This is a genomic window from Agrobacterium salinitolerans (assembly GCF_002008225.1).
Lineage (GTDB): Bacteria > Pseudomonadota > Alphaproteobacteria > Rhizobiales > Rhizobiaceae > Agrobacterium > Agrobacterium salinitolerans.
The window spans coordinates 30,100-56,228 of record NZ_MRDH01000019.1; the positions used below are offsets into that span (position 1 = coordinate 30,100).

The 26,129-nt window shown below is 59.0% G+C and carries 27 protein-coding genes; 19 read left to right on the forward strand and 8 right to left on the reverse strand.

Going from position 1 to position 26,129, the window contains the following annotated elements:
- Positions 1-407 precede the first annotated feature (407 nt).
- Positions 408-1,214 (reverse strand): undecaprenyl-diphosphate phosphatase, encoded by an 807-nt coding sequence (locus BS627_RS13630; protein WP_077983748.1) that lies wholly within the window; start codon positions 1,212-1,214, stop codon positions 408-410.
- Between the two features lie 261 nt (positions 1,215-1,475).
- On the opposite strand from BS627_RS13630, the gene BS627_RS13635 reads away from it, so the two are divergent.
- The 13 genes from BS627_RS13635 (at position 1,476) to guaA (ending at position 15,093) form a co-directional block, all read left to right on the forward strand.
- Complete coding sequence (locus BS627_RS13635; RefSeq protein WP_003520121.1) at positions 1,476-2,168, forward strand: glutathione S-transferase family protein; 693 nt, start codon at positions 1,476-1,478, stop codon at positions 2,166-2,168.
- A gap of 130 nt (positions 2,169-2,298) precedes the next feature.
- Positions 2,299-3,450, forward strand: coding sequence for a tRNA epoxyqueuosine(34) reductase QueG (gene queG / locus BS627_RS13640; protein ID WP_077983749.1), 1,152 nt, complete (start codon positions 2,299-2,301; stop codon positions 3,448-3,450).
- Between the two features lie 3 nt (positions 3,451-3,453).
- The gene (locus BS627_RS13645; protein WP_077983750.1) at positions 3,454-4,326 is read left to right on the forward strand and encodes an SDR family oxidoreductase; all 873 of its coding nucleotides are present in this window, start codon (positions 3,454-3,456) and stop codon (positions 4,324-4,326) included.
- 427 nt (positions 4,327-4,753) lie between these two features.
- Positions 4,754-5,122: a septal ring lytic transglycosylase RlpA family protein gene (locus tag BS627_RS13650; protein ID WP_077983751.1), complete on the forward strand. Its 369-nt coding sequence runs from the start codon at positions 4,754-4,756 to the stop codon at positions 5,120-5,122.
- A 61-nt stretch (positions 5,123-5,183) separates the two neighbouring features.
- On the forward strand, positions 5,184-6,473 hold the full coding sequence (locus BS627_RS13655; RefSeq protein ID WP_077983752.1) for an RsmB/NOP family class I SAM-dependent RNA methyltransferase: 1,290 nt from the start codon (positions 5,184-5,186) through the stop codon (positions 6,471-6,473).
- A 155-nt stretch (positions 6,474-6,628) separates the two neighbouring features.
- Complete coding sequence (locus BS627_RS13660; RefSeq protein WP_077983753.1) at positions 6,629-7,906, forward strand: imelysin family protein; 1,278 nt, start codon at positions 6,629-6,631, stop codon at positions 7,904-7,906.
- A gap of 58 nt (positions 7,907-7,964) precedes the next feature.
- A complete protein-coding gene (locus BS627_RS13665) occupies positions 7,965-9,488 on the forward strand; it encodes a di-heme oxidoreductase family protein (RefSeq protein WP_077983754.1) in 1,524 nt (507 codons plus the stop codon).
- On the forward strand, positions 9,488-10,609 hold the full coding sequence (locus tag BS627_RS13670; RefSeq protein ID WP_077983755.1) for an imelysin family protein: 1,122 nt from the start codon (positions 9,488-9,490) through the stop codon (positions 10,607-10,609). The genes BS627_RS13665 and BS627_RS13670 overlap by 1 nt, the downstream gene beginning before the upstream one ends.
- Before the next feature lie 4 nt (positions 10,610-10,613).
- On the forward strand, positions 10,614-11,708 hold the full coding sequence (locus BS627_RS13675) for a DUF1513 domain-containing protein (RefSeq protein ID WP_077983791.1): 1,095 nt from the start codon (positions 10,614-10,616) through the stop codon (positions 11,706-11,708).
- Positions 11,709-11,759: 51 nt separating this feature from the next.
- A complete protein-coding gene (locus BS627_RS13680; RefSeq protein ID WP_077983756.1) occupies positions 11,760-12,212 on the forward strand; it encodes a TspO/MBR family protein in 453 nt (150 codons plus the stop codon).
- 135 nt (positions 12,213-12,347) lie between these two features.
- Complete coding sequence (locus tag BS627_RS13685; protein WP_077983757.1) at positions 12,348-12,797, forward strand: PaaI family thioesterase; 450 nt, start codon at positions 12,348-12,350, stop codon at positions 12,795-12,797.
- On the forward strand, positions 12,794-13,432 hold the full coding sequence (locus BS627_RS13690; RefSeq protein ID WP_077983758.1) for a 5'-methylthioadenosine/S-adenosylhomocysteine nucleosidase: 639 nt from the start codon (positions 12,794-12,796) through the stop codon (positions 13,430-13,432). Before BS627_RS13685 ends, BS627_RS13690 begins: the two co-directional genes overlap by 4 nt.
- A gap of 83 nt (positions 13,433-13,515) precedes the next feature.
- Positions 13,516-15,093 carry a glutamine-hydrolyzing GMP synthase gene (gene guaA / locus BS627_RS13695; protein ID WP_077983759.1) on the forward strand — a complete coding sequence of 526 codons (1,578 nt, stop codon included), beginning with the start codon at positions 13,516-13,518 and terminating at the stop codon, positions 15,091-15,093.
- 232 nt (positions 15,094-15,325) lie between these two features.
- Here the strand turns inward: guaA and BS627_RS13700 are convergent, their stop codons facing one another.
- The 4 genes from BS627_RS13700 to BS627_RS13715 all read right to left on the reverse strand — a co-directional run bounded on the left by BS627_RS13700 (position 15,326) and on the right by BS627_RS13715 (position 19,264).
- Positions 15,326-16,327, reverse strand: coding sequence for an NADP-dependent oxidoreductase (locus BS627_RS13700; protein ID WP_077983760.1), 1,002 nt, complete (start codon positions 16,325-16,327; stop codon positions 15,326-15,328).
- Positions 16,328-16,378: 51 nt separating this feature from the next.
- Positions 16,379-17,212, reverse strand: coding sequence for an alpha/beta fold hydrolase (locus tag BS627_RS13705; RefSeq protein ID WP_244634891.1), 834 nt, complete (start codon positions 17,210-17,212; stop codon positions 16,379-16,381).
- Between the two features lie 129 nt (positions 17,213-17,341).
- Positions 17,342-18,424: an alkene reductase gene (locus tag BS627_RS13710; RefSeq protein WP_077983762.1), complete on the reverse strand. Its 1,083-nt coding sequence runs from the start codon at positions 18,422-18,424 to the stop codon at positions 17,342-17,344.
- Between the two features lie 51 nt (positions 18,425-18,475).
- Positions 18,476-19,264, reverse strand: coding sequence for an SDR family NAD(P)-dependent oxidoreductase (locus BS627_RS13715; RefSeq protein WP_077983763.1), 789 nt, complete (start codon positions 19,262-19,264; stop codon positions 18,476-18,478).
- Between the two features lie 109 nt (positions 19,265-19,373).
- On the opposite strand from BS627_RS13715, the gene BS627_RS13720 reads away from it, so the two are divergent.
- Positions 19,374-19,934 (forward strand): TetR/AcrR family transcriptional regulator, encoded by a 561-nt coding sequence (locus BS627_RS13720; RefSeq protein ID WP_077983764.1) that lies wholly within the window; start codon positions 19,374-19,376, stop codon positions 19,932-19,934.
- A gap of 73 nt (positions 19,935-20,007) precedes the next feature.
- Here the strand turns inward: BS627_RS13720 and BS627_RS13725 are convergent, their stop codons facing one another.
- Entirely contained in the window at positions 20,008-20,997 is a 990-nt protein-coding gene (locus BS627_RS13725) for a quinone oxidoreductase family protein (RefSeq protein ID WP_077983765.1), read from the reverse strand.
- A gap of 104 nt (positions 20,998-21,101) precedes the next feature.
- Here BS627_RS13725 and BS627_RS13730 point away from each other — a divergent pair, with 104 nt between their 5' ends.
- Both BS627_RS13730 and BS627_RS13735 read left to right on the forward strand, forming a co-directional pair.
- The gene (locus BS627_RS13730; RefSeq protein ID WP_077983766.1) at positions 21,102-21,476 is read left to right on the forward strand and encodes a winged helix-turn-helix transcriptional regulator; all 375 of its coding nucleotides are present in this window, start codon (positions 21,102-21,104) and stop codon (positions 21,474-21,476) included.
- A gap of 380 nt (positions 21,477-21,856) precedes the next feature.
- The gene (locus BS627_RS13735; RefSeq protein WP_077983767.1) at positions 21,857-22,573 is read left to right on the forward strand and encodes a 2'-5' RNA ligase family protein; all 717 of its coding nucleotides are present in this window, start codon (positions 21,857-21,859) and stop codon (positions 22,571-22,573) included.
- A gap of 59 nt (positions 22,574-22,632) precedes the next feature.
- Here BS627_RS13735 and BS627_RS24580 read toward each other — a convergent pair whose 3' ends face one another.
- Positions 22,633-22,800: a hypothetical protein gene (locus BS627_RS24580; RefSeq protein ID WP_003503889.1), complete on the reverse strand. Its 168-nt coding sequence runs from the start codon at positions 22,798-22,800 to the stop codon at positions 22,633-22,635.
- A gap of 234 nt (positions 22,801-23,034) precedes the next feature.
- On the opposite strand from BS627_RS24580, the gene BS627_RS13745 reads away from it, so the two are divergent.
- From BS627_RS13745 to BS627_RS13755, 3 genes are all read left to right on the forward strand, one after another.
- Entirely contained in the window at positions 23,035-23,382 is a 348-nt protein-coding gene (locus tag BS627_RS13745) for an ArsC family reductase (protein ID WP_077983768.1), read from the forward strand.
- A gap of 12 nt (positions 23,383-23,394) precedes the next feature.
- Entirely contained in the window at positions 23,395-23,871 is a 477-nt protein-coding gene (ybaK, locus tag BS627_RS13750) for a Cys-tRNA(Pro) deacylase (protein WP_077983769.1), read from the forward strand.
- Positions 23,872-23,959: 88 nt separating this feature from the next.
- Positions 23,960-25,234 carry an aminopeptidase gene (locus BS627_RS13755; protein WP_077983770.1) on the forward strand — a complete coding sequence of 425 codons (1,275 nt, stop codon included), beginning with the start codon at positions 23,960-23,962 and terminating at the stop codon, positions 25,232-25,234.
- Here the strand turns inward: BS627_RS13755 and pecM are convergent.
- Positions 25,206-26,069, reverse strand: coding sequence for a 4-hydroxybenzaldehyde efflux transporter PecM (gene pecM / locus BS627_RS13760; RefSeq protein ID WP_077983771.1), 864 nt, complete (start codon positions 26,067-26,069; stop codon positions 25,206-25,208). The genes BS627_RS13755 and pecM overlap by 29 nt on opposite strands.
- Positions 26,070-26,129: the final 60 nt, after the last annotated feature.

Here is a 26,129-nt window from a genome sequence, read left to right on the forward strand (position 1 = left end):
AAGCGTGGCACAAGCGCAACTGTGGAAAAGACTTCGCATTAACCCGGTATTCAACAAGCTGCTTTATTGATATTCGCCACATTCCAAACATATCCCGAACCCTCAATTCACACACGGCGGCATGATCCGCGCGAACGAACGTCTGAAAGGCAATCATAAAATGGGCAGATCTATCGCACTCTTTTTTGCGTGTGCGGCTTTGGTGGTTCTGGCGGGTTCTTTCATGGCGCCGGGAACGGTTGCAGCGGGCAAGAGCGGTTGCGCTCCAGCCTATGGCGTCGACCCCTGCGCAACGGCTTCGATCAGCACCAACTGATCGGACTTTAAAAGTTTCAAAGAAAAAGCGCCGCCGGTTCTCCGGGGCGCTTTTTTGTTCGTTGCGAGCGCAGATTATTGCCGCCGATGGCTCACCCCAGCACAAGAAGCGCGATCAGTCCCAGCGAACCGATGACGATGCGCCACCATGCGAAGGGTGCAAAGCCTCGCCGCGATACGAAATCCAGCAGAGAGCGAACGACGAAGAGGCCTGAGACAAAAGCGGCGATGAACCCCACGGCGATCAGCGCGCCGTCATCGAAGCTCAGCGCATCGCGGTTCTTGTAGAGATCGAGCGTGAAAGCACCGAGCATGGTCGGCATTGCCAGAAAGAACGAAAACTCGGCGGCGGAGCGCTTGTCCGTTCCCATCAGCAGCGATCCGACGATTGTGGCGCCAGACCGCGACGTGCCGGGAATCATCGCAAGGCATTGAAAGAGGCCGATCTTGAAGGCAAGCGACGGCGGATAATCCATGATGTCGGTATATTTCGGTTTCAGCGGCATACGATCGACCGCAAGCAGGATGACGCCGCCGACGATCAGCACCGCACAGATGAGCATCGGCGTTTCAAACAGCACGGTCTTGATGAAGTCATGCGCCAAAGCCCCGATGATCGCCGCCGGCAGGAAAGCGAGAGCAACGGCCAGCACGAAGCGGCGCGCTTTCGCGCTTGTCGGCAAAGCGAGCGCAATCGACACAAGCTTCTGAAAATAAACAAGGAGGATCGCAAGGATCGCACCAAGCTGAATAAGAACGGCAAAGGTGTTGCCGGGGGATTTGAAGCCTAGGAAATGCCCGGCCAGCAGCACATGCGCCGTTGAGGAGACGGGGATGAACTCCGTCAGACCCTCGATAATGCCCAGCAGAAGTGCGCTGATGATCGACTGGTCACCCATGAGATATCCTTCTTTTCAGGGGAAAGCGGCAATGGAAGGTAATAAAGCGCGACGCGTTCGACCGAACCGGTGCGACGCACTTTAAATTTTTGTTTTTATGCACGTCTTTGCCCCAAAACCGCTGCACACTTTTGGGAGACATGCCATAGCGTTAAACTTGTTTTAAAGTAGCCGAGTTCTTATAGCGTCTTGATGAAGCGAAACTGAAAAAGTTTTTCGGCAATGCCGATCATGACAACCAATCGTAAAAATTGAGTACCGATGCCAACTCTCTATCACTCTCCGATGTCGACCGCATCCCGGTTCGTTCGTCTGATCCTTGCGGAATACGGGTTCCAGACCGATCTCGTGGAGGAGCAGCCATGGGAAAGACGGCGAGAGTTTCTGGCGCTCAATCCTGCCGGTACCTTGCCGGTCTATCTGGACGACAATATGCGCTCGCTGAGCGGGCCCTATGTGCTTGCGGAATTTCTTGACGAAACGCACGGGGTTCTGAAGCGCGACCGTCGGCTTCTTGCCGAAGACCCGTTTCAGCGCGCTGAAATCCGCCGGCTGACGGAATGGTTTCTGCAGAAGATGGAAAACGACGTGACCCGGCCGCTGGTGCGGGAACGGGTCTATAAATTGCAGATGACGGCGGCGCAGGGTGGCGGACCGCCGGATTCCAAGCTGCTGCGCACCGCCCGCAACAATATTCGCCAGCACATCAAATATCTGGAATGGCTGGCCGGCTCGCGCACCTGGCTGGCCGGCGACCGGTTGAGCTATGCCGATCTTGCCGCGGCTGCCGCGGTTTCGGTGCTGGATTATCTCGGTGAGATCAACTGGCTCGAAGCGCCGATTGCCAAGGAATGGTATCAGCGGGTGAAATCCCGGCCTTCCTTCCGGCCGTTCCTCAGCGAACGCATTCCCCGACTTGCCCCTTCTTCCCACTACGCCGATCTGGACTTCTAAGGTCTGCCCATCCGGTTATTTGCTGCGGCGTGCGGCTGTATGTAAAGCATGTCGTTGTCCCGAAACCGCTGCACACTTTCGGGCGACATGCATTATATATGCCGCAGATTAACCCGCAGGAGAAACGACCATCGACGTCGCGAGCGAAAAGCAGCGAATACGCGCGCATAAACTGACGGACTTCGTTCGTCGGGAAGCGCTTTCACTTGGCTTTGATCTCTGCCGCATCACTGCCCCAGACAGCATTCCGCTCGCACCCGAAAGGCTGAGACAGTTTCTGGACAATGGCTATCACGGCACGATGGCGTGGATGGAGGAAACCGAGGCCCGCCGGGCAGAGCCGAAAACGCTCTGGGGAGACGTTCGTTCCATCGTCATGTTCGGGCTGAACTACGGTCCGGAAGAAGATCCGCGCGACCTGCTTTCCAAACCCGACAAGGCGGCCATTTCGGTCTATGCCCGCAATCGCGATTATCACGACGTAATCAAGGGGCGGCTGAAAGAAATCGCTACCCGTTTTGCCGCGCGTGCCGGCGAGCACGTAAAGGTCTTTGTCGACACCGCACCCGTAATGGAAAAACCGCTTGCCGCCGCCGCCGGTCTCGGCTGGCAGGGCAAGCACACCAACCTCGTCAGCCGCACCCATGGTTCGTGGCTATTTCTCGGCAGCATGTTCACCACGGCCGAACTCTGTCTTGACGAGGCTGAGAGGGACCATTGCGGGTCGTGCCGCGCCTGTCTCGATGCCTGTCCGACGGCCGCTTTCCCCGCGCCCTATCAACTGGATGCGCGCCGCTGCATTTCTTATCTCACCATCGAGCACAAGGGGCCGATCCCGCACGAATTTCGGCCGATGATCGGCAATCGCATCTATGGCTGCGACGACTGCCTTGCCGCCTGTCCGTGGAACAAATTCGCAGCCAGCGCCTCCGAGATGAAATTGCAGGCGCGCGAGGATTTGAAGGAGCCTTCCATCGCCTTCCTGCTCACGCTCGATGACGCCGCCTTTCGCAGTTTCTTCAGCGGCTCGCCCGTCAAGCGCATCGGCCGCAATCGCTTCATCCGCAACGTACTGATCGCGGCGGGCAACTCTGCCGACCGGCAATTTGTGGAACAATGCAAGGCGCTTGCCGAAACAGACCCTTCGCCGGAGGTGCGCGGCATGGCCGCATGGGCTTTGTCACGGCTTATGGACAGGGACGAATTCCGTACATACTCTGCCGGTCGCGCCCCGGAGCCTGATCCGGAGGCGGAAATGGAATGGCAACTGGCAGAGGCGTGACGCATGCATGTGATGATTTTCGGCGCGGGATATTCAGGAAAAGCAATCGCTAACGCGCTAAAGACCGAAGCAGCAAGCGTTTCCGGCACCACACGCAGCCAGAACAGGTTCCCAGACCTCGCCGCCGCAGGCATGACGCCGTTGCTCTTCGACGGTATTCAACTCAACGACGAACTCGTCGCCGCAATGGGCAATGTTACCCATCTCGTACAATCCGTCGCGCCGGGCAAGGATGGCGATCCGCTGCTTGCGCTTCTGGGCGGCGATCTGAAAAAGCTCATGCCCGATCTGAAATGGGTCGCTTATCTTTCCACTGTCGGCGTTTATGGCGATCATGGCGGCGCCTGGGTGGACGAGACAACGCCCTGCCGCCCGGTCTCCGCGCGATCCGTGGAACGGGTGGCTGCGGAAACCGCCTGGACTGCGGCGGCGGAAAAGGCGGGGGCGCCGCTTTCCATCCTGCGCCTTTCCGGAATTTACGGCCCCGGACGCAATACCTTCATGAATTTCGAGAAGGGAACGGCGCGGCGGCTAGTGAAGAAAGATCAGGTATTCAATCGCATCCGGGTCGAGGATATCGGTGCAGCACTTGCCTTTCTTGTAGCGAAAGACGAACGTGGCATCTTCAACGTGACCGACGATGAACCCTGCCCGCCGCAGGATGTGGTGAGCTTCGCAGCAGCGCTGATGGGGGTGGAACCGCCACCCGAACAGGCCTTCGAGACCGCCGATCTGACGCCGATGGCACGCTCTTTTTATGGCGAGAACAAGCGCGTTTCCAACGCCAGAATACGCGATCTCGGCTTCGATTTCCGCTTTCCGGAGTACAGGCTCTCCCTCAGACAATTGTGGGAAAACGGCGTCTGGCGGGGCTGAAAAATCCCCTGTCGAAAAGCGATGAAAAATCCTTCCAAGCCCGCTTTTGCGGATGGTTTTCGTCTCATTTCAGCCAATTAGGATTTTATTAACCGCCCAAAAATCAGTAAATTCAGAGTAATTAGAAAAATATTTCACTTACATTTCGTGAACCAGATTCACGAAGTCGTGACCTGCAACAGCATTTCGATTAACTATTGATTCCGCGTTATTTTTTCCACTTTTTTCTTAAAGCACGCTCTGACAGGCTCCCGGCTAGCGATCACGAATATTACAGGCTGTAACAGTTCGTGATTTGAGCTCAGCTTTTTTTCGCCATTTTTCCCTCGCCCTACAATCTCGCATCAAAAGGCGTTCAGGCCAGTTCATGGCCGTTTAGCAAGGGCACAATCAATCGGCGCGGGGCCGATTTTCAGGGAAGTACAGTTTGTTGAATATCCGTCGTATAACTTTCACCGCTGCAACTATCGCCGCCTGTTCAATCATTGCGCCTCTTCAGGCGAATGCGGCAAATGGTTGTGGAGGCGCATCGTGGTATGCGTTGACCTCCAAGACTGCTTCGGGTGAGCGCATGAACGCTGCCCACCTGACCGCTGCCCACCGCTCTTTGCGGTTCGGCACCAAGATCAAGGTGACCAATGCGCGCAATGGCAAGGCCGTTGTGGTGCGTATCAATGACCGCGGGCCGTTCATCAAGGGTCGCGTTCTCGATCTTTCCAAGGCGGCCGCCAAGAACATCGGCATGATCAATTCCGGCACCGCCAAGGTCTGCTACGAGATCGTCAAGGCCGATTGAGCCTTGCCCTCGCCGCCATTCGCGTCTACCAACCGGGCTTAGCACAAGAACGAGGTAGACAATGCGTTTAGGCGGGCGTTTGGCCGGAGCAATCGAAGTATTGGCGGATATTGAGGGACGCAGGCGTCCCGTCGCCGATGCTCTGAAAGATTGGGGCCTTGCCCATCGTTTCGCCGGTTCCGGCGACCGGGCCGCAATCGGCAACATCGTTTATGACGCGCTGCGCATGAAGCTCTCGCACGCCTGGCTGATGGATGACGACAGTGCCGTCTCTCTCGCCTATGCGGTTCTATTGCGGCAGTGGGGCAAAAGCTTTTCGGACCTTGAGGCGGAATTCGACGGCGACAAATTCGCGCCCACCGCACCCGATGCGGAAAGGCAGAAGGCCTTCCTCTCCCGTTCCCTCGGTGACGCACCGGCCTATATTCAGGGCGACATACCCGAATGGGTACAATCTTCCTTCGAAACCGCCTTTGGAGAGCGCTGGCTCGCCGAGGCGCAGGCGCTGAATGAGCGGCCCACGCTTGATCTGCGTGCCAACACCTTGAAAGCGACGCGCGACAAGGTGCTGAAGGCGCTGGAGGAGAGCGGCGCGGAAGCCACGCATATCGCCCGGCAGGGTGTGCGCATTCCCGCCGGCCAAGGCCCAACCCGCCTACCGAATGTCACCGCCGAACTGTCCTTCCAGAAGGGCTGGTTCGAAGTGCAGGATGAGGGCTCGCAGATCGTCGCCGATCTTGCCGGTGCTCGGGAAGGCGAGCAGGTCCTCGATTATTGCGCCGGTGGTGGCGGCAAGACGTTGGCCATGGCCGCCAGTATGAACAATAAAGGTCAGGTCCACGCTTTCGATGCCGATCGCAAGCGGCTCGCGCCGATCATCGAGCGGCTGAAGCGTGCCGGTACGCGCAATGTGCAGGTGCATGACCGCGCAGCGGGCCTTGCCCCGTTCCAGGAAAAATTCGACCGCGTTCTGGTCGACGCACCCTGCACCGGCACCGGAACCTGGCGCCGCCGTCCCGACACCAAATGGCGCCTGACGGCGCGCAATCTGGAAGAACGCGTGCAGCAGCAGGGCGAGGCGCTTTCGCAGGCCAAGGGTTTCGTGCGGCCCGGCGGCGAGCTGCTTTATGTCACCTGTTCGGTTTTGCCTGAAGAAAACGAACAGCAGGTCGGACGTTTCTGTGAGGAAAATCCAGAATTTACGATCGGTTCTGCACTGGAGCGCTGGCATTTGACTTTCGGCGGCCACGCGAACAAACCGCATTCCTCCGACGGCAAGACAGTGACGTTAACGCCTGCAACCACAGATACGGATGGCTTCTTCTTCTGCTTGATGAAGCGCAAAGCATAGTACCGTCTTTGCAAGCACCGATTTTTCTTGGAATACGACGCCGGATCTTGTTTCTAAGCATTCTAAACTAGAATGTTTGACACAAGTTTATGATTGGGTCAGAACTCGCTTGCCGCGGCGCGAAGTCATTTCGCGCCTGTCGAAGGAGAGGGATCATGATCCGCAAAACCATTCTCAGCGCTTCTCTTGCGCTTCTTGCCGCATCTGCGGTTTTCACCGCGCTTCCCGCCCGGGCTGCCACCGATGCGGCGGCCGTCGTCAAGCATTACGCCGATGTCGCGCATGCCAAATATGAGGATTCGCTGACCACGGCGAAGGCGCTGGACAAGGCCATCGATGCGCTGATCGCAACGCCGAGCGAAGAAGCCCTGAAAGCCGCCCGGGAAGCATGGATCAAGGCCCGCGTTCCCTATCAGCAGTCGGAAGTCTATCGTTTCGGCAACCCGATCGTCGACGATTGGGAAGGCAAGGTGAACGCCTGGCCGCTGGATGAAGGCCTGATCGACTATGTCGACGGTTCCTACGGGACGGAAAGCGACGAGAACGAGCTTTACGTCGCCAACATCATCGCCAATCCGAAGATCAAGATCAGCGGTGAAGAGGTCGACGCCTCCAAGATCACCCCCGAGCTGATCGAAAGCCTGCACGAGGCGGGCGATGTCGAAGCCAATGTCACGACCGGTTACCACGCCATCGAATTTCTGCTCTGGGGTCAGGATCTGAACGGCACCGGACCGGGCGCAGGCAACCGCCCCTACACCGACTACGACAAAGCAAAATGCACGAACGGCAATTGCGACCGTCGCGCCGATTACCTGAAATCCGCTTCGACCCTGCTGATCAAGGATCTTCAGGAGATGGTGGATGCCTGGGCGCCGGAGGGCGAAGCCACGAAGACATTGGAAGCCGATCCGAAAGCGGGCCTCACCGCCATCCTCACCGGCATGGGTTCGCTCTCCTATGGCGAGCTGGCGGGTGAGCGTATGAAGCTCGGCCTTCTGCTGCACGACCCGGAAGAAGAGCATGATTGCTTCTCCGACAACACCTACAATTCGCATCTTTACGACGCGATCGGCATCGCCTCGGCCTATACCGGTGACTACACCCGCGCAGACGGAACGAAGATGACGGGCGCCTCGCTGTCTGAACTGGTCGGCGCTAAGGACAAGGCTCTGAACGACGAGATGCTGGCGAAGCTGAACAAGACGCTCGACGCCATGCACGCGATGGAAAAGCGCGCGCAGACCGTCGAGGCCTATGACCAGATGATCGGCGAGGGCAACAAGGAAGGCAACGCCGTGGTTCAGACGGCCATCGACGGCCTGCTCGACCAGACGAAGACTGTCGAACGCGTCATTGCGGCGCTCGATCTGGGCAAGATCGAGCTTGAAGGCTCCGACAGCCTCGACAATCCTAACACCGTCTTCAAATAAGCGGTAAAGCGGGCCGTGGATCGCCGCGGCCCGTTATTCTCCATCCACCCTTGTTTTCATGCAATTTTTGCCGCCGCCGATCCGCAAGCCATTCTTCTTCGCCGCGGCAGCCTGCCTTGCAGCGTCGATGGCGCTTGCCGAACCGCTGCGGGACGATCTGACGGAAAAAGATCGAAGTCGCGTACTGGCCGTGACCGCGCCAACGACGTATTTTACCAGGCCGGAACCTTTCGAGGCCATGTCAGGCGGAGCAACGACAAGTGTCGGCAAAGCCGACAGCGGCGCGTTTTCACATCCTTCCACCACCATGCCGCTCGAGCGAAAGCAGGATTTCAAGCTCGGCAATGCGCTGTTCCAGAAGCTCTGGGTCTCCTCCCCTTCTTCCACACAGGCCTCGGATGGGCTCGGGCCGCTTTTTAACGCACGTTCTTGCCAGACCTGCCATGTCAAGGATGGCAGGGGTCGACCGCCCCTTGCCGGAGAAGACGCCGTCTCGCTGTTTCTGCGGCTGGCGCGACCGGCCCGCAACGAAGCCGAACGACAGGCCATTGCCAGCCACCAAGTGCCGAATTTTCCCGATGAGACCTATGGCCGGCAGCTTCAGAACCTGGCCATTCCCGGCCTTGCAGCCGAAGGCAAGCCAGTCATCACCTATAGGGAAGAGCCGGTTCAATTCGCGGATGGCGAGGTGGTGATGTTACGGAAGCCCGACTATGCCGTGGCGAATCTGCAATATGGCCCGCTTGGCGCCGACACGGCGCTTTCAGCGCGCATTGCCATGCCCACCCTCGGGCTGGGCCTGATTGAGGCCATTGCCGAGGCTGATATTCTGGCCAAGGCCGACCCGAACGACAACGATGGCGACGGCATTGCCGGGCGTCCCGCATGGGTCAAAGACCATCGCACTGGCGAGGTGAAACTCGGGCGGTTTGGTTGGAAAGCGCAAAATGCGAGCGTGCGCGACCAGAGCGCCAGCGCCTTTTCCCACGATATCGGCATTTCCACGCCGGATGCGCCGAATGCCTATGGCGATTGCACCGAGGCCCAGAAGGACTGTCTTGCCATGCCGACCGGCGTGCAGCCCAGGCTCGGGCCGGTGGAGGCGCCCGATCCGGTTCTCGATCTCGTGACCTTCTATACCGAAAACCTCGCCGTGCCGCGCCGCCGCAACGTCGATGATCCGACGGTCCTGCAGGGAAAGCAGCTTTTCTACGCCTCCGGCTGTACGGCCTGCCACACCCCGAAATTCGTAACCCGCCGCGACGCCGCCGACCCCATGCATGCTTTCCAGCTGATCTGGCCCTATTCCGATTTTCTGCTGCACGACATGGGCGAAGGACTTGCCGATGGCCAGCAGGTGGGCGAAGCCAGCGGACGGCAGTGGCGAACCCAGCCGCTCTGGGGCATAGGCCTCACCCAAAAGGTCAATGGCAACGGTTTTTACCTGCATGACGGCCGGGCGCGCAGCCTGCCGGAAGCGATATTGTGGCATGGCGGCGAAGGGCAAAAAGCGCGAAACGCCTTCGCCGCCTTGCAAAAATCCGACCGGCAGGCTTTGCTGGCCTTTCTGGAGTCCCTTTGATGAAAAATACCATGCGAAAAATTTCCGGCGTCATATCCGTATTGGTGCTTCTGACCACGCTTCCGGCGAGGGCGCAGGATGTCGAACTGATGCCGCCGCCGCCGCTCGACCCGGTTAAGGTGCAGAGTGTGATGGAAAAGGCGGTAAACGGCTTTATCCGTCCCGGCTATGACCGCTTCCGGCAGTCGGCGAAGAGGCTGGAAGGCCGCATGAAAGCTTTCTGCACCGCTCCCTCGGAAACGACGGCGGCGGCTGCCAAGGCTGCCTTTGTCGATACGGTGTCAAGCTGGTCGACAATCGAGATCGTACGTGTCGGCCCTGTCATTGAGAAGAACCGTTTCGAACGGGTGCTTTATTACCCCGACAAGAAGGGTCTCGGGCTGAAACAGGTGCAGCGCTATCTCACCGAAAAGGATGAAAGCGTCACGAGTGCGGACGGCCTCAGCGGCAAGAGCGTTGCGGCGCAAGGGCTCGGCGCTCTTGAGTTCGTGCTTTACGGAACAGGAGCGGAAGAGCTGCTCGACAGGAAAGGTGATTTCCGCTGCCGCTACGGCGCAGCTATCGCCGGCAATATCGCCAATGTGGCGGCGGAACTTTCCGACAGCTGGAATGCGCCCGACGGTGCGCAGAAAAACTGGACGGAGCCCGGAGCGGACAACCCCGTCTTTCGTGATGAGCGCGAGGCGCTTGTTGCCCTGCTCGGTATTCTCGTCCACGGCTCCGAAGCCATCCGCGACCAGCGGATCGAAACCTTCTACAAGGGACCGGACAAGGCAGGTTTTCCCCGCACCGCCATTTATTGGCGCTCCGGCCAGACCTGGCAAAGCATTTCCACCAATATCAAGGCGGTTCAGACCCTGCTGCACACGGCGGATATGGTCGAACTCGTACCGCCGGATCAGCGCTCCATCGTCAACTCCATCGATTTCATCGCCAAATCGATGATCCGCGTTGCCGGGACAATCGATACGGATGTGCAAAAAGCGCTGGATCAGGACGATCAGCGCGCCAAGGTGGATTATCTGCTGCTCAATGGCAAAGACCTGATCTACCGCCTGAACGATCAATATGGCGGCGCGATCGGCCTCAGTTCCGGCTTTTCCTTCGCCGATGGAGATTGAACCGATGATCTCCGGCGCCAAACGGATGCTGATAGATCGGCGCAGCTTCATCAAGGCGGCAGGAGCTCCCTTTCTCGCCGCGCTGGCTCCCCGTTCACTTTATGCGCTCGAACGGGCGGACGCGGTCTTCGCTTCCGCCTTTCGCGCCCGTGACGGGTCCTACGGCATTGCGACGGTGAGCGAAGGCGGCGAGATCATCGACCGCGTCGCGCTTCCTGCCCGCGCCCATGGAATGGCGACGAGCCATGCGACCGGCATGACCGTGGCCTTTGCGCGCCGGCCCGGCACCTTCTTCATGGCCTTCGATCCCGCGCGGCGCGGCGAACCGATTGTGATGCACACACCGGAAAACCGCCACTTCTACGGCCACGGGCAATTCTCACCCGATGGCGCGATTCTTTACGCCAGCGAAAACGACTTCGACGGCAATCGCGGCGTTATCGGTCTCTATGACGCCCGCAACGGCTTTGCCCGCATCGGCGAATATGATGCGCATGGCATCGGCACACATGACATGACGGTAAGCGATGACGGCCGGCTGATCGTGATCGCCAATGGCGGCATCGAAACCCATCCGGATTTCGGCCGAACCAAGCTCAATATCGACAGCATGCAGCCGTCCCTCGTGCTTCTGGACGCCTCGACCGGGCAGTTGATCCAGAAACACGCCATGCCGGAGCAGCTTCGGCAGCTTTCCACCCGTCATGTCGATCTCGGCGATGACGGCCGTATCTGGTTCGCCTGTCAATATGAAGGACCGCGCAACGATCTTCCGCCGCTTGTCGGCCATTTCTCCAAGGGTGAGGATGTGGCCTTCGTCGATCTGCCGGAAGAAACGACGGTGCGTCTCGCCAATTATGTCGGGGCCATTGCCGTCAACCGGCGCGATGGGCTGGTGGGACTGACCTCGCCCAACGGCAACGCCGCCGTGACGCTGGATGCGAAAACCGGGCGCGTCGTTTCCGAGACGACCGTGCGAGAAGCGGCAGGCGTCGCGCCCGCCGCGAGAGGCATTGCGGTATCTTCCTATGACGGATTTTTCGAAACCCGGCGCAGCGACGTGGCGTGGGACCAGCACATCGTGCGTTTGCCCAGCTAAAATACTGAAAAGAAAGGGGAACAAAAGCCCGCCCTTTGCATTGGACGGACTATGAGAAACCTTGCCGTCTATATCGTTTTTGTGGTTGTCGTTGTTGCCGTGGGGGGGCTGATTGGCGTCAACAATGTGCCCGGCGAATGGTATCAATCGCTGCAGAAGCCCTTCTTCAATCCACCCAACTGGATTTTCGGGCCCGTCTGGACCGCGCTTTACGTGCTGATCGGCATTGCCGGCGCACGGACATGGATCCGCAAGCCGATGGGGACGCGCATGCGGCTCTGGTTCACGCAAATGGTGCTGAACTTCCTGTGGTCTCCGATTTTTTTCGGAATGCAGAGCCCGGCAGGTGCGCTCATCATCATCTTTCCGATGCTGATCTGCATCGTCGCCTTTGTGGCGCTCACCTACCGCCGTGACCGCATATCCATGTGGCTTTTCGTGCCCTATGCCGTATGGGTCGCCTTTGCCACGGCACTGAATGCGAGCATAGGCATGCTCAACTAGACTGTTTTCGTATTCCCGAAAGGAAACCGGGCTCCACTTTTTCTGGAAATGTTCTAATTCTCCGCACCGCCCTTGCCTTGCCTGCCGCCACGCGCCATGTCAGTTTGCGATGAGGCAGAAGCAGGCAGGTAGGCCATGGAGATCACGGATCCCGGCGATTTTCGTCAGCGGATAGAAAGAAGCTTTGCGCGGCAGGGCGTGGTGCAGGCGATCAGCGCCGAGATCAGCCGTATCGAACACCGTCTGGTGGAAATCGAACTGCCTTTTCATGAAAAGCTGACGCAGCAGCACGGCATATTACATGCGGGCGTCATCGCCGCGGGTCTGGATACGGCCTGCACCTATGCCGCTTATACGATCATTGAGCCGGAAGCCTCGCTGCTGACCATCGAATTCAAGGTCAACCTCATGTCGCCCGGGCGCGGTGAGCGGTTCCTGTTTCGCGGCGAGATCATCAAGCCCGGCAACAATCTGATCGTGGCGGATGGTCGTGCCTATGCCCTGTCCGATGGGCCGGCAAAGCTGATCGCCTCCATGACGGGCACGATGATGGTGGTGAAGGGTCGCGAGGATATTATCGGATGAGCTACCGGCTTTCGCATGTTGCGGATAAATCCGTCCTCTTCGTCATGGCGGCCTCCCCCGAATACGGGCCCCATCTTCAGGCACGCATTGCACCGCTGATGACCGGTATCGGCCCGGTCGAGGCGGCGATTGCAGTCACGGCCGTTCTTGCCGGTCTCGATGCGGCCGATCACCTGCCGGACCTCGTCGTTTCGCTCGGTTCCGCCGGTTCGCGGACGCTGGAGCAAACCGGCGTCTATCAGGCCATTTCCGTTTCCTATCGCGACATGGATGCCTCCGCCTTTGGTTTCGAAAAGGGCTGCACGCCGCTGCTCGATCTGCCCGCCGAAGTGGCCTTGCCTTTGCGGATACCGGACATTGCCGAGGCGCGGCTTTCCACGGGCGCCAATGTCGTTTCAGGCGAAGCCTACGGGCTGATCGACGCCGATATGGTGGAAATGGAAACCTTTGCGGTTTTAAGAGCCTGCCAGCGCTTCGGCGTACCGCTCGTCAGTCTGCGCGGCATTTCCGACGGCAAGGCCGATGTGAACCATGTGGATGACTGGACGGAGTATCTTGATATCATCGATGAAAAGCTCGCCGATGCCGTCGACCGGCTCTGCCGCGCCATTGAGGATGGCGTGATTGCCCTTTGAAACCTTGCGATTTTCGCAAATTTCCGCCCTTTGACGCCCGCTTCCGGGTTGCCTAAAGCCCCGCTTTTCTTTAAAGGCTCGCCATGACCCAGATAGCCCATCCCGACAGCATTCTCATCATCGATTTCGGCAGCCAGGTGACGCAGCTGATTGCGCGCCGCATCCGCGAAGCCGGGGTCTATTGCGAAATCCATCCGTTCCAGAATGCCGCAGAGGCGTTCGAGAAGCTTCAGCCCAAGGGCGTGATCTTCTCCGGCGGCCCCGCATCCGTGACGGCGGAAGGAAGCCCGCGCGCACCGCAGGCGGTGTTTGACAGCAAGGTTCCGATCCTCGGCATCTGCTACGGCCAGCAGACGCTCTGCACCCAGCTCGGCGGTACCGTTGAAGGTGGCCACGCAGCCGAATTCGGCCGCGCCGATATCGACATCAAGAAGGCAAGCCCTCTGTTCGACGGTTTCTGGGAGCAGGGCAAGAGCTATCCTGTGTGGATGAGTCACGGCGATCGCGTCACGAAGCTGCCGGACGGTTTCGAGGTGATCGCGACTTCCGAGAATGCACCTTTCGCCATCGCCGCGGACGAGAAGCGTCACTATTACACCACCATGTTCCACCCGGAAGTGGTGCATACGCCTGATGGCGGCAAGCTGCTTTCCAACTTCGTGCACAAGATCGTCGGGCTCAAATCCGACTGGACGATGGCCGCCTATCGCGCCGAAATGATCCGCAAGATCCGCGAGCAGGTCGGCACCGGCCGCGTGCTCTGCGCGCTTTCCGGTGGCGTCGATTCCTCCGTTGCGGCCATCCTCATTCATGAGGCGATCGGCGACCAGCTCACCTGCGTTTACGTCGACCACGGCCTGATGCGGCTTGGCGAAAGCGAGCAGGTCGTCGGCATGTTCCGCGATCATTACAACATTCCGCTGGTGCATGTGGATGCCGCCGACCTGTTCCTCGGTGAACTCTCGGGCGTTTCCGATCCGGAAGTGAAGCGCAAGACCATCGGTCGTCTGTTTATCGAAGTCTTCGAGGCCGAAGCGGCCAAGATCGCTGCCGATGGCAAGGGCGCACCGAAGTTTCTGGCGCAGGGAACGCTGTACCCTGACGTCATCGAGAGCGTCTCCTTTTCCGGTGGCCCTTCGGTCACCATCAAGAGCCACCACAATGTCGGCGGTCTTCCCGAGCGCATGAACATGCAGCTCGTCGAGCCGCTGCGTGAGCTCTTCAAGGATGAAGTGCGTGCGCTCGGCCGTGAACTCGGCCTACCGGACAGCTTCATCGGCCGCCACCCCTTCCCCGGCCCGGGCCTGGCAATCCGCTGCCCCGGTGCGATTACCCGTGAGAAGCTGGATATTCTGCGCAAGGCGGATGCGATCTATCTCGACGAAATCCGCAAGGCCGGTCTCTACGACACCATCTGGCAGGCTTTCGCCGTGCTGCTGCCGGTGCAGACCGTGGGCGTCATGGGCGATTACCGCACCTATGACTTCGTCTGCGCGCTACGCGCCGTGACCTCGGTGGACGGCATGACGGCGGATTTCTATCCCTACGACATGAATTTCCTTGGCCGCGCAGCAACCCGCATCATCAACGAAGTGCGCGGCATCAATCGCGTCGTCTATGACGTGACGAGCAAGCCGCCCGGCACGATCGAGTGGGAGTGACGGCGGCGTAGTTTCGGATATTGCAGGATATTCCGTCGCAGAATCGGTGGTTTGGTATGCTGATTGATGGCGATAGATATCAGCATGTCGGCTATGCGGTTTCCGAACGTCGTACGTGATTGGCCGCCCTTATGCAGAGCGGTTGCGTGCCAGCCCGCAGCACCTTGTTTCAATTGCGTCCTATGTAAGCGCTCCGGACGCCTAAGCGGCAGCAGGCTGGCTTGAGCAGACCTCATACAAGCTGAACGACGACCTTTCCCTTGGCGCGCCCGGTTTCCAGATAGGCGAGCGCTTCACTTGCCTGATCGAATGGAAAGACCTTGTCGATAACAGGACGGATGTGACCGGCTTCGATGATCCCGCCGATTTGCGCGAGTTGATCGCCGTCGGGATGGACGAACAGAAAAGAATAGCGGACATCACGCTTCTTCGCGAGGCGCAGGATCTTACGGCTCATGAGGCTGAAGACGAAGCGCAGCACGGCATTGAGGTTTCGCGCGCGGGCGAAGGCAGCATCAAGCGGGCCGATCAGCGAAACAATAATGCTGTTGGGCTTCAGGATTTGTAGCGACTTCTCGATGCCGTCGCCACGGATGGTCCCGAGCACCATGTCGTAGCCGCGCAGGACCGTTTCGAATTCCTGCTTCTTGTAATCGACCGCCTCGTCTGCGCCGAGGCTCTTTACAAGATCGATATTGCCCGTGCTGGTCGTCGTGCCGACCTTGGCGCCGAGGTGCTTGGCGAGCTGAATGGCAAAGGTGCCGATGCCACCCGATCCGGCGGGAATGAAGACCTTCTGCCCGGCCTTCAGCCCTGCCCGCTCCTTGAAGGCTTGCCAGGACGTGAGGCCAACCATCGGGATCGACGCTGCTTCGACAAAATCAAGGTTGGTCGGCTTCGACGCTGCAAAGCGCTCAGGAACCGCAACGAAGTCAGCCAGAGTTCCGCGACCAAGATCGAAGACGCTGGCAAAGACCGCATCTCCGACTTTGAACCGTGTCACGCGAGTTCCTACCTCCTTCACGATGCCTGCGACATCGCTGCCCATCGTGGCTGGCAGATCGAACTTGAGCACGGGTTTGAACGTGCCCTTGGGGATCATGTTGTCAATCGGGTTCAGCCCAACGGCATGCACCTGGACGAGAATTTCATCAGGGCCAATGACGGGACGCGGCATGTCCGCATAGTCGGGTTGGGTCGATTTGCCATAACGTTTGAAGATAAGAGCTTTCATCGTGTTCTGCCTTGAAGAGAATGTTATTGTGATCTGAAGGGGACGTGCGGATCAGCCCGCCAGGAAAGCTTTCGCTTCTTTCAGGAAGGCATCATGATATTGGAAAATGCCGCCGTGCCCAGCGTCGGGGTAAAGGACGAGTTTGGCGTGCGGAATGCGTTCTGCCATGTCGGTCGAATTTTCCCTCGGCACCATGATATCGTGGTCACCATTCGCGACCAGGACAGGCTGCTGAATGGTTTCAAGCGGCTGCGAGGGCTGGAGCCCCCACGCCTTGATGGCCTTTAACTGGCGAAGCATGGGGCCGAATCCGACGGTTTTGTCCCGGTCGCTCTTTCGCTCCCTCAGCCGTGCAACGAAGGCATTGGCGGCCCGGCGGCTATTGGCGCTGGACGTGAAAAACAGAAAGACCTTGGGGTCGCGGAACGTGGCGAGGCCCTTGAAGATCAGTGGCCAGGAAACGGCTCCAACCTTTACAATACCCTTTCCACCGGCAGGCCCGGTCCCGGCCAGAATGACGCGCCGCACCAGCTCGGGCGCGTCGAACAGGATCTGCTGGCTGACGAAGCCACCCAAGGAAAATCCGATCAGATCGACTTGAACCAGCCCGAGTGCACGAATGACGGCGATCATGTCACGCGACATATCCTTGATCGCCAGCGGCGCCTTGCCGCTCGAGGTTCCTATACCGCGATAATCGAGCGCGTAGACCGGGCGATCGGCCGAAAGTCCTTCCACCAGCCGTGGGTCGAAATTGTCGAGGTTCGCCGCCCAGTGGTTTAGGAGTACGACCGGGACACCTGTGGCAGGGCCAAGACGGCGGTAGGCAAACCTTGTGCCAAGCGCCTGGACATGTTGGGTCGGGACAGTTTTCCAATCAGACATGCGGTTGTCATTGACCATGGTGGGTTATCCCTGGATGCTACGCTACCGTTTTTGACGCAGCGGATAGTTGAGAGAACAGTTGGTCTCGGTAGGCAGGCGGCGGCCCAGACGAACGCCGCCCGCCTGGCATCAGTCGGCCAGTGTCGGATAGTCGGTGTAGCCCTTGGCTCCGCCGCCGTAGAGCGTGGTAAAATCCACATCATTCAGCGCAGCGCCGGCTTTCAGCCGTTCCACCAGATCAGGATTGGCGATAAACATCCGGCCAAATGCGAAAAGGTCGGCGTCGCCGTGAGCGAGTTGTAACTCGGCAAGCGTCAGGTCCAGGCCATTGTTGACCATAAAGGTTTGGCCAAAGCGCTGGCGCAAGGCTGCATAATCGAATGGCGTCGCCTCGCGCGGGCCGCCTGTCGCGCCTTCGACGATATGGATATAGGCGATGCCGAGCTTGTCGAGTTGTTCCGCGACGTAATTGAACTGCTGCTGTTCGTTGCCAGAGAGGATGATGCCGCTCGCAGGCGAGACCGGTGACAGGCGAACGCCGGTACGATCAGCACCGATCTCTCTCGACACGGCTTCGGCCACCTCAAGCAGCAGGCGGGCGCGGTTCTCGATTGAGCCGCCATAAGCGTCGGTCCGGGTATTCGCCGTCTCGCGCAAGAACTGATCGAGCAGATAGCCGTTGGCACCATGCACCTCGACGCCATCGAAGCCCGCTTCGATGGCATTGGCGGCTGCCTGCCGGAAAGATTCGACAATGCCGGGGATCTCATCGGTCTCAAGAGCGCGTGGCTCCGATACATCGGCAAAACCGTTGTTGACGAATGTCTTGGTTTCCGCACGAATGGCCGACGGAGCGACGGGAGCCTTACCGCCGAGCAGGTCCACGTGGCTGACGCGGCCGACATGCCAAAGCTGGACAAAGATGCGTCCACCCTTGGCGTGTACGGCGTCCGTCACCGTGCGCCAGCCAGCGATCTGTTCGCGCGTGTAGAGACCGGGAGTATCCTGATAGCCCTGTGCCTGTTCAGAGACCTGGGTCGCCTCGGTGATGATCAGTCCGGCGCTGGCGCGCTGGGCATAATATTCCGCCGCAAGCGCGCCAGACACCAGGCCGGCTCCGGCACGGTTGCGGGTCAGCGGCGCCATCACGATGCGATTGGAGAGAGGCAGGGAACCGAGCTTGTATGGCTCGAAGAGAGACTTGTCAGTCATAGGGTTATCCCCTTCTATGGAAACTGGAAATGTTGAACCGATTGCAGCCAATCAGCCCTTGGTCCGGTAGCGCTCAGCCGCATGGGTCTGAGCGAAATTCGGCAACATGGCTTGGCGTGCCGCCTGGAATGCATCCCATTGCGCGGCATCGGGCAGTGGCGGGACCGTGACCGGCTCGCGGCGGTCGAACCCAACCAGCGCTGCATCGACCAGTTCACCCACCTCCATCACACCGCTCATGGTGTTGACGTCAGCACCGGCATGTTCCCAGATTTCAGTGCGCGTGGCCGCGGGAAGCACGGCCTGGATGTAGACGCCCTTGGGGCCGAGCTCGATGCTTAGTCCCTGCGACAGGAACAGGATGAACGCCTTGGTGGCGCCATAGACGGTCATCGCGAATTCCGGCGCAACGCCGACGACGGAACCAATGTTGATGATTGCGCCGCTGCCTGCCTCAGCGAAACGAGGGGCGACCGCGCTGGCAAGCCGCAGCGGCGCCGTGGTGTTGAGCGCGACCAGCCGGGTGACCTCATCCGTGGACTGATCGAGGAAGCTGCCTCCGAGCGCCGTGCCGGCATTGTTGACGAGGATGCCAATGCTGCTGTCGTCACGCAACCGGGCTTCGACCGCGGCAAGGTCTGCCGGCTTGGTCAGATCTGCCTGCATGATGTCGACCTTTACCCCCGTTTCGCCGCGCAGGCGGGTCGCAAGGGCCTCCATGCGATCGCTATTGCGCGCAACGAGGACAAGATCGCGGCCGCGACGGGCGAAGCGGTCAGCGTAAATCGCGCCGATGCCTGTGGAGGCTCCGGTGATGAGAACGGAAGGAGTAGCGGTCATGGGATTGCTCTCTGCTCGGTTAGGACCTATATTCATGACGGTCGTCATGATTGCGTAAATATGATGACCGTCATGATTATGTCAATGGGACCAGTGGAGAATTTTTGAAATGAAGGTCAGCCGAGAGCAGATGATCGAGAATCGGCGCCGCATTCTGGACGTGGCGAGCGGATTGTTTCGCGAGAAGGGTTTTGATGCAGTCAGCGTATCGGAGGTGATGAAGGCCGCCGGTCTCACCCACGGTGGTTTCTATGGCCATTTCACCTCGAAGGATGACCTCATTGCCGCAACGATTGCGCATGCGCTCTCGGGTGATGAACGCGGCACCCTCGATTTGCGGGCGTATCTCGAAGACTATCTCGCACCAAAACATCGCAACAACCCGGCCAGAGGCTGTCCAACGGCAGGGCTGGCAGCTGATATCCGCCATCAGACACCGGCGGCTCGCGCCGCCATGACAGCCGGGCTTCAGGCCCAAATCGAGCGCATGGCGAAGGCTCTTCCTGACATCAATGCGTCGGAACGGCGGCGCGCGGCTATAGGAACCTGGGCTGCGATGGTCGGGGCGGTGATCCTTGCCCGCGCGATCGACGACGACACTCTTTCGGATGAAGTCCTGGAAGAGACGCGGGCCTGGATCGAGGCTGGGTTACATCCTTCCTCAAATTGAAAGCTGGCTGAGCGAAGACAGTCGCCTTCGGGAGCGCAAGCGCCGCGGGCAGACCCCCACGGCGCTTCCAATGTCAGGCGGTGCGCCAGGGCTGAAGCACCACCTTTCCAGTGGTCTGACGACCTTCAATCAAACGGTGTGCTTCAGCAGCTTGCGACAGCGGCAGCACCGTGCCGACCTGGATCTTGACCTGACCGCTCGCCACGAAGCCGATCAGTTCACCGATGGTCGCCATCAACAAGTCAGCATTGGCAAGATAGGCACCAATGTAGAAGCCGACCACGCTATGGTTCATCGACGTCAGTCGCCATGGGTCGACCAGCGCGGTCTTTCCACTGGACTGGCCGAGAAAAATCATGCGGCCGAACGGCGCCATTGCATCCAGCGCCTGATTCAGGGTGTCGCCCCCGGCCGTCTCGATGACGATGTTGACGCCTTGCCCATCGGTGATCCGGCGAACATCGTCAGCCCAGTCTGGCTTGGTATAATCGACCGAGACATCCGCACCGAGGGCCTCGGCCTTGGCGCGCTTCTCTGGCGTGCTGGCAGCGGCGATGATCTTACCGGCGCCATAGAGCTTGGCGAGCTGGATCGCGAACGACCCAACACCACCGGCCGCCCCTTCAATGAGGACGTTTTCGCCCGGCAAAAGTTTGGCGGCCTGCTTCAGGGCGATGGCAGCGGTGAGGCCGTGGCCCAACAGGGCGGCAGCCTGAACGGCATCGAAGCCTTCCGGCAGCGGGATGATCGTAGCGGCGGGAACCACAACATACTGGGCATATCCGCCCGCACCCGGCGCCGCGAGAACCGATAGGCCAACAGGAATGTTGGTCACGCCGTCGCCGAGCGCGGCGACTGTGCCAGCAACCTCGGCGCCAAGAATGAACGGAGGCGGCGAAGGTTCGGGATAGTCATCGCCGCGACGACGCATGATGTCGGCGAAATTCATGCCGACGGCCTCGACCTTGATCAGCACTTCGCCGGGACCCGCGACCGGATCAGGAACGTCCTCATAAACCAGAACGTCCGGGCCACCCGTTGAGTGGAAACGTATCGCTTTCATACTGCAGGCTCTCTGTTTGTGAAACGGATGCCCTTAAGGTATAATTCATATACCTAGTGTCAATTAGGTACTTCAAATAGACCAGGTATATTGAAGGAAACCTCATGACCGATGCGCTTTGCCCGACCGAATATAGCGATCATCTCAGCAGGATGATCCTCGACCAAATCGCCGACAAATGGTCGATCCTCATCATTGCGGCACTCTGCTCCGGACCCATGCGCTTTAATGGACTGAAGCGCGAGCTGAACGGTGTCACGCAGAAGGCTCTGACACAGACGCTGCGTCGACTGGAACGTTTGGGACTGATCGAGCGACGAGTGTTCCCCGTGTCGCCGGTCGCAGTCGAGTACAGCGTTACTCCGCTGGGCGAATCGCTGAAAGCGCCGTTTCAGGCGATCTTTCAGTGGTCTGTTGCCCATGGGCCGGAGATTGAGGCGGCGAAGCAGCGGTTCGATCGGGAACGCGACGGCGCCTGACCGCTCAATGGAACTGGGGGTCGCCAGATGCGCTCATAGGAGTGAGGTGCTGACGGTACTTTCGGCGCGTGTCTCGCTCAGACGTTAGTTCTCCGCCTGGCGCGGAAAGAGCCGATAGTAGTCGAAAGATGGCTTGCGGAGGCCAGTGGAAATTCCTAAATGATATCAGTAGCATAGCTTTCTGACGGGTCCTGGGCCGGTAGTAATCAAGCCGAAAAATATTTTCTGAAATGAATTCAATTTGTTAGCATGAAATCGAACAATTGAGTGGGAATAAGCGAAGGCGGAGCAATTCCGCCTTCTGTTCATCTTTTGTTCTTTATTTTATCACCGCACAATGATAGGTTTCCGGCCTTGGCATAAGGCTGTGGAGCATCGTCATGGAGTGCGAGTTGACGGACGAAAGAGCCTTGAGGCAGCTTTGCTTTGATGGGCTGGAGCCGCAGAAAATACGACGCGTCAATCCACGCTTTCGAAACAAGCTCCTGTTGCTGCTGAAGCCGCCACGGCAATTGGCGGAAAGAATGTTTGCCGATGCGTCGCATCATGCTCTGGGTCGGACAACCCGTGAGGCATATCCCGCCGAGCTTTTGCACATAACCCTGCTGTGTTTGGGATGTTTCGAGACGATCCCTCACGGACTGACAAGCAGACTGAAGGCGGCAATGGGTGCGGTAAGCGCGCGGCCTGTTCCGGTCACCCTGGACGGAAGTGCACTTTTTGGCAATCGCAACAGTTTGGTCCTACGAAACGGTGGTGATCAGCCGGAGATCCATGCCCTGGTGAGGCTGCTGCAACGGGCGCTTCGACAGGCGAACCTTCCCTATATCCCTGCACCATCTTTTACACCGCATATCACGATGATTTATAGCTGCGGGAAGATGGAACCGATGCCGGCCGGAAAGCCATATAGCTGGCTTGCGAGTAATTTCGAGCTTGTTTTCAGCCATAATGGCGAAACCCGACATGAGTCCCTTGGACGCTTCGCACTCTCCGCAAAAGCGGATCGGTATGAGCTGCTCGAAAGTCAGCTACATCTACCGCACAAACTGATCGGTCCTAGAAAACGACCGAACCGGAAGCAGTCGGAACGCTAAGGCGCGCCAAAATATACTCACGGGCGAGGCGAAATCGCCTCGCTACAAACGATAGCAGCTTAGAGCTGAACCTTGTCGAAAGCCTTGCCGTCGATGCCGAGAGCTTCTAGATCGGCACGGGCGGGCTTGCGATGTGCGCGAACAGCGGCCGAAACCGAGAGCGCTGCACCGAGAACGGCGAAGGTTTCACCGAAGAAGTTACGCGATGTCTTTGCAACCTGACGCATTTTAATCTCCATCTTTGTTGCCCAGATAATGGGGATTTCAGGCATCTTCTACAACTCTCGATGCAGCAGGGAAGCCATGCAGCTTTGCTCGCGCTCGTTTGGATGTCAGCCACCTCGATTTTGCATAGCTCAAGCATTATGAGGGATGAATCGACGCAAGGCGCCTCAGGCGGCAGCTTGAATAAGATGGATATTTTGTTATGCCGGAAGGCTTGAAGACGAAGAGGCGATAGCATGACGGTCACGATTTACGGCATCAAGAATTGCGACACGATGAAGAAGGCCAGAAGCTGGCTGGAGACGAACAGCGTCGATTATTCTTTCCACGACTATAAGACAGCCGGTATCGACCGCGCCCATCTGGAAACATGGTGTGATGCCGCCGGCTGGGAAACGGTTCTCAACCGGTCCGGCACGACATTCAAGAAACTCGACGACAGCCAGAAGGCCGATCTTACACGAGAAAGGGCCATCGGGCTGATGCTGGAACAGCCCTCCATGATCAAGCGGCCCGTGCTGGAAGCGAAGGGTAAGATAACCGTCGGCTTCAAGCCGGAAATCTACCAGACGCTTTTTGCCTGAACGCAACCCACCATGTCCAAAACAACCCGCGCCACCCAGATGCTGACCAAAGCCGGCATTGCCTTCACCACCGTCACTTATGACTACGATCCGAATGCCGACCGCATCGGCCTGCAGGCGGCCGAGGCGATCGGTGAGCCACCGCATCTGGTGCTGAAGACGCTGATGGCGGAATTGGACGGCAAACCGGTCTGCGTTGTCGTCCCCTCGGACCGCGAGGTCAGCATGAAGAAGCTTGCCGCCGCCTTCGGAGGCAAATCCGCCAGCATGATGAAGCCTGCCGATGCGGAGCGGGCCACCGGTTACCATGTCGGCGGCATCAGCCCTTTCGGGCAGAAGAAGCAGGTGCCGACGGCCATCGAGGCCGCGGCCATGGCGCATGATTGTGTCTACATGAACGGCGGGCAGCGAGGCTTGCAGGTAAGGCTTTCGCCACGCGATGCCCAAAAGGCGCTGAAGGCCATTGCCGCACCGCTGGTCGCCGATTGACGCGCGAGGGGCACGCCTGAAAGCATTTGGCTTTCAGAAGGAATGGGCTATGGTCGGCGCCTCCTATTGAAATAGACGAAGGCAGATCATGACCGTTTCCCCCATCGATCCCGTCAAACTGGAAAAACTCGCGGAAGTCGCCGTCAAGGTCGGCTTGCAATTGCAGAAGGATCAGGATCTGGTGATCACTGCACCGCTGGCGGCCCTGCCGTTGGTCAGGTTTTTGACCAAGCATGCCTATATGGCGGGCGGCGGGCTGGTTACCACTTTCTATTCCGACGAGGAAACCACGCTTTCGCGCTACCGCCATGCCAGCGACGCGAATTTCGACCGGGCTTCCGGCTGGCTCTATGAGGGCATGGCCAAGGCCTATGCCAATGGCGCAGCGCGGCTGGCGATTGCCGGCGACAACCCCATGCTGCTGGCCGAAGAGGACCCCGCCAAGGTGGCGCGCGCCAACAAGGCCAATTCCACCGCCTATAAGCCGGCGCTGGAGAAGATTTCCAACTTCGATATCAACTGGAACATCATTTCTTACCCCAATCCGTCCTGGGCAAAGCAAGTCTTCCCCGGCCTCACCGAAGATGAAGCGGTGCACAAGCTCGCGGATGCCATCTTCGCCGCCTCGCGGGTGGATGTCGCCGATCCCGTCGCCGCATGGGCGCAGCACAATGCCAATCTCGCCAAGCGCTCCGAATGGCTGAATGGCGAACGCTTCTCCGCGCTGCATTTCACCGGCCCGGGCACCAACGTAAAGATCGGCCTAGCTGACGGCCATGAATGGCATGGCGGCGCTTCCACCGCCAAGAACGGCGTGACCTGTAACCCGAATATTCCGACCGAAGAAGTCTTCACGACACCGCATGCGCTGCGGGTTGACGGTTACGTCTCCAGCACCAAACCACTGTCGCATCAGGGTACGCTGATCGATGATATCCAGGTTAAGTTCGAAGCCGGTCGCATCGTCGAAGCCAAGGCTTCCAGGGGCGAAGCCGTACTGAACAAGGTGCTCGACACCGACGAGGGCGCACGGCGTCTTGGCGAAGTGGCGCTTGTGCCGCATTCCTCGCCGATTTCGGCAAGCGGAGTCCTGTTTTACAACACGCTATTCGATGAAAACGCCTCGTGCCACATCGCGCTTGGCCAATGCTATTCGAAATGTTTTCTCGACGGCGCCTCGCTGTCGCAGGATCAGATCAAGGCGCAGGGCGGCAATTCCAGCCTTATCCACATCGACTGGATGATCGGTTCCGACAAGGTGGATATTGACGGCGTTAAGCCAGATGGCTCCACGGTTCCTGTCATGCGCAAGGGCGAATGGGCCAGACGGCCCCCTACCTCGGCAACTGGCTGCGCTGACTGAGCCAGATGCTGAAAAGCACGGCAATGAAACCGGCGATCTGCGCTGGCGCGAGGCTTTGACCGAGCGCCAGCCAGCCCAGCAAAGTTGCAACGACCGGACTTAAGAAGCCGAGCGATGCGGCCGCGGAAGGTTCGATGCGGGCAAGCCCACGAAACCACAGAAGATAGGTAAGTGCTGCACCGATGAGGCCGAGATAGGCCATACCGAGAACATTGGCCGCCGTTGGCGCCGGCAAAGCCGGCTCCAAGAGATAAGCGACCGGCAAAAGAAGAATGCCGCCGGCCGTCAATTGCCACGCGGTGAAGGTGAGGTTCGAGACGGGCGGGCGCCATTTGCGGGTCAGCACCGTTCCGAAGGCCATGGAGACGGCGCCGGCAAGGCCTGCGGCAACACCGATACTATCAAGTGCCGCGCCGGGCGTCAGCACCAGAAGCGCAACACCGGCAATGCCGAGAAAACCGGCGACGATGGCGAGCGGCCGCACCGGTATTGAGAGAAACAGCCGCGACAGCGCGATGACGATGAGCGGCTGCACCGCACCCACCGTGGCTGCGACACCGCCCGGCAGTCGATAGGCTGAAACGAAGAGCATCGCCCAGAAAAACGAGAAATTCAGTGCGCCGAGAATGAAGCTGCGCGGCCACCAGATACCCTGCGGCAGCTTTCGGACGAGAAGCAGCAGCAGGATACCGGCCGGCAAGGCGCGCAGCATGGCGACATGCAGCGGATATCCATGCGGCAGGAATTCCGTCGTGACAAAATAGGTGGTTCCCCAGATGGCGGGAGCAAGTGCTGTCACCAGCACATCGGCTAAGTAGGTCGTATTTTTCTTCATATCAAGAATCTCTATATCAAGATAAATCCAACTTAGTCGATTTTATCTTGACGTCAAGAT

Coding starts and splice junctions, on each gene's coding strand:
- BS627_RS13670 (WP_077983755.1), top strand. CDS start 9,488: ATGAAAAATACCATGCGAAAAATTTCCGGCGTCATATCCGTATTGGTG.
- BS627_RS13630 (WP_077983748.1), bottom strand. CDS start 1,214: ATGGGTGACCAGTCGATCATCAGCGCACTTCTGCTGGGCATTATCGAG.
- BS627_RS13735 (WP_077983767.1), top strand. CDS start 21,857: ATGGAGTGCGAGTTGACGGACGAAAGAGCCTTGAGGCAGCTTTGCTTT.
- BS627_RS13680 (WP_077983756.1), top strand. CDS start 11,760: ATGAGAAACCTTGCCGTCTATATCGTTTTTGTGGTTGTCGTTGTTGCC.
- BS627_RS24580 (WP_003503889.1), bottom strand. CDS start 22,800: ATGCGTCAGGTTGCAAAGACATCGCGTAACTTCTTCGGTGAAACCTTC.
- BS627_RS13705 (WP_244634891.1), bottom strand. CDS start 17,212: ATGTCTGATTGGAAAACTGTCCCGACCCAACATGTCCAGGCGCTTGGC.
- BS627_RS13665 (WP_077983754.1), top strand. CDS start 7,965: ATGCAATTTTTGCCGCCGCCGATCCGCAAGCCATTCTTCTTCGCCGCG.
- guaA (WP_077983759.1), top strand. CDS start 13,516: ATGACCCAGATAGCCCATCCCGACAGCATTCTCATCATCGATTTCGGC.
- ybaK (WP_077983769.1), top strand. CDS start 23,395: ATGTCCAAAACAACCCGCGCCACCCAGATGCTGACCAAAGCCGGCATT.
- BS627_RS13645 (WP_077983750.1), top strand. CDS start 3,454: ATGCATGTGATGATTTTCGGCGCGGGATATTCAGGAAAAGCAATCGCT.
- BS627_RS13690 (WP_077983758.1), top strand. CDS start 12,794: ATGAGCTACCGGCTTTCGCATGTTGCGGATAAATCCGTCCTCTTCGTC.
- BS627_RS13700 (WP_077983760.1), bottom strand. CDS start 16,327: ATGAAAGCTCTTATCTTCAAACGTTATGGCAAATCGACCCAACCCGAC.
- BS627_RS13655 (WP_077983752.1), top strand. CDS start 5,184: ATGCGTTTAGGCGGGCGTTTGGCCGGAGCAATCGAAGTATTGGCGGAT.
- BS627_RS13725 (WP_077983765.1), bottom strand. CDS start 20,997: ATGAAAGCGATACGTTTCCACTCAACGGGTGGCCCGGACGTTCTGGTT.
- pecM (WP_077983771.1), bottom strand. CDS start 26,069: ATGAAGAAAAATACGACCTACTTAGCCGATGTGCTGGTGACAGCACTT.
- BS627_RS13635 (WP_003520121.1), top strand. CDS start 1,476: ATGCCAACTCTCTATCACTCTCCGATGTCGACCGCATCCCGGTTCGTT.
- BS627_RS13755 (WP_077983770.1), top strand. CDS start 23,960: ATGACCGTTTCCCCCATCGATCCCGTCAAACTGGAAAAACTCGCGGAA.
- BS627_RS13745 (WP_077983768.1), top strand. CDS start 23,035: ATGACGGTCACGATTTACGGCATCAAGAATTGCGACACGATGAAGAAG.
- BS627_RS13675 (WP_077983791.1), top strand. CDS start 10,614: ATGATCTCCGGCGCCAAACGGATGCTGATAGATCGGCGCAGCTTCATC.
- BS627_RS13660 (WP_077983753.1), top strand. CDS start 6,629: ATGATCCGCAAAACCATTCTCAGCGCTTCTCTTGCGCTTCTTGCCGCA.
- BS627_RS13720 (WP_077983764.1), top strand. CDS start 19,374: ATGAAGGTCAGCCGAGAGCAGATGATCGAGAATCGGCGCCGCATTCTG.
- BS627_RS13715 (WP_077983763.1), bottom strand. CDS start 19,264: ATGACCGCTACTCCTTCCGTTCTCATCACCGGAGCCTCCACAGGCATC.
- BS627_RS13710 (WP_077983762.1), bottom strand. CDS start 18,424: ATGACTGACAAGTCTCTCTTCGAGCCATACAAGCTCGGTTCCCTGCCT.
- BS627_RS13685 (WP_077983757.1), top strand. CDS start 12,348: ATGGAGATCACGGATCCCGGCGATTTTCGTCAGCGGATAGAAAGAAGC.
- BS627_RS13730 (WP_077983766.1), top strand. CDS start 21,102: ATGACCGATGCGCTTTGCCCGACCGAATATAGCGATCATCTCAGCAGG.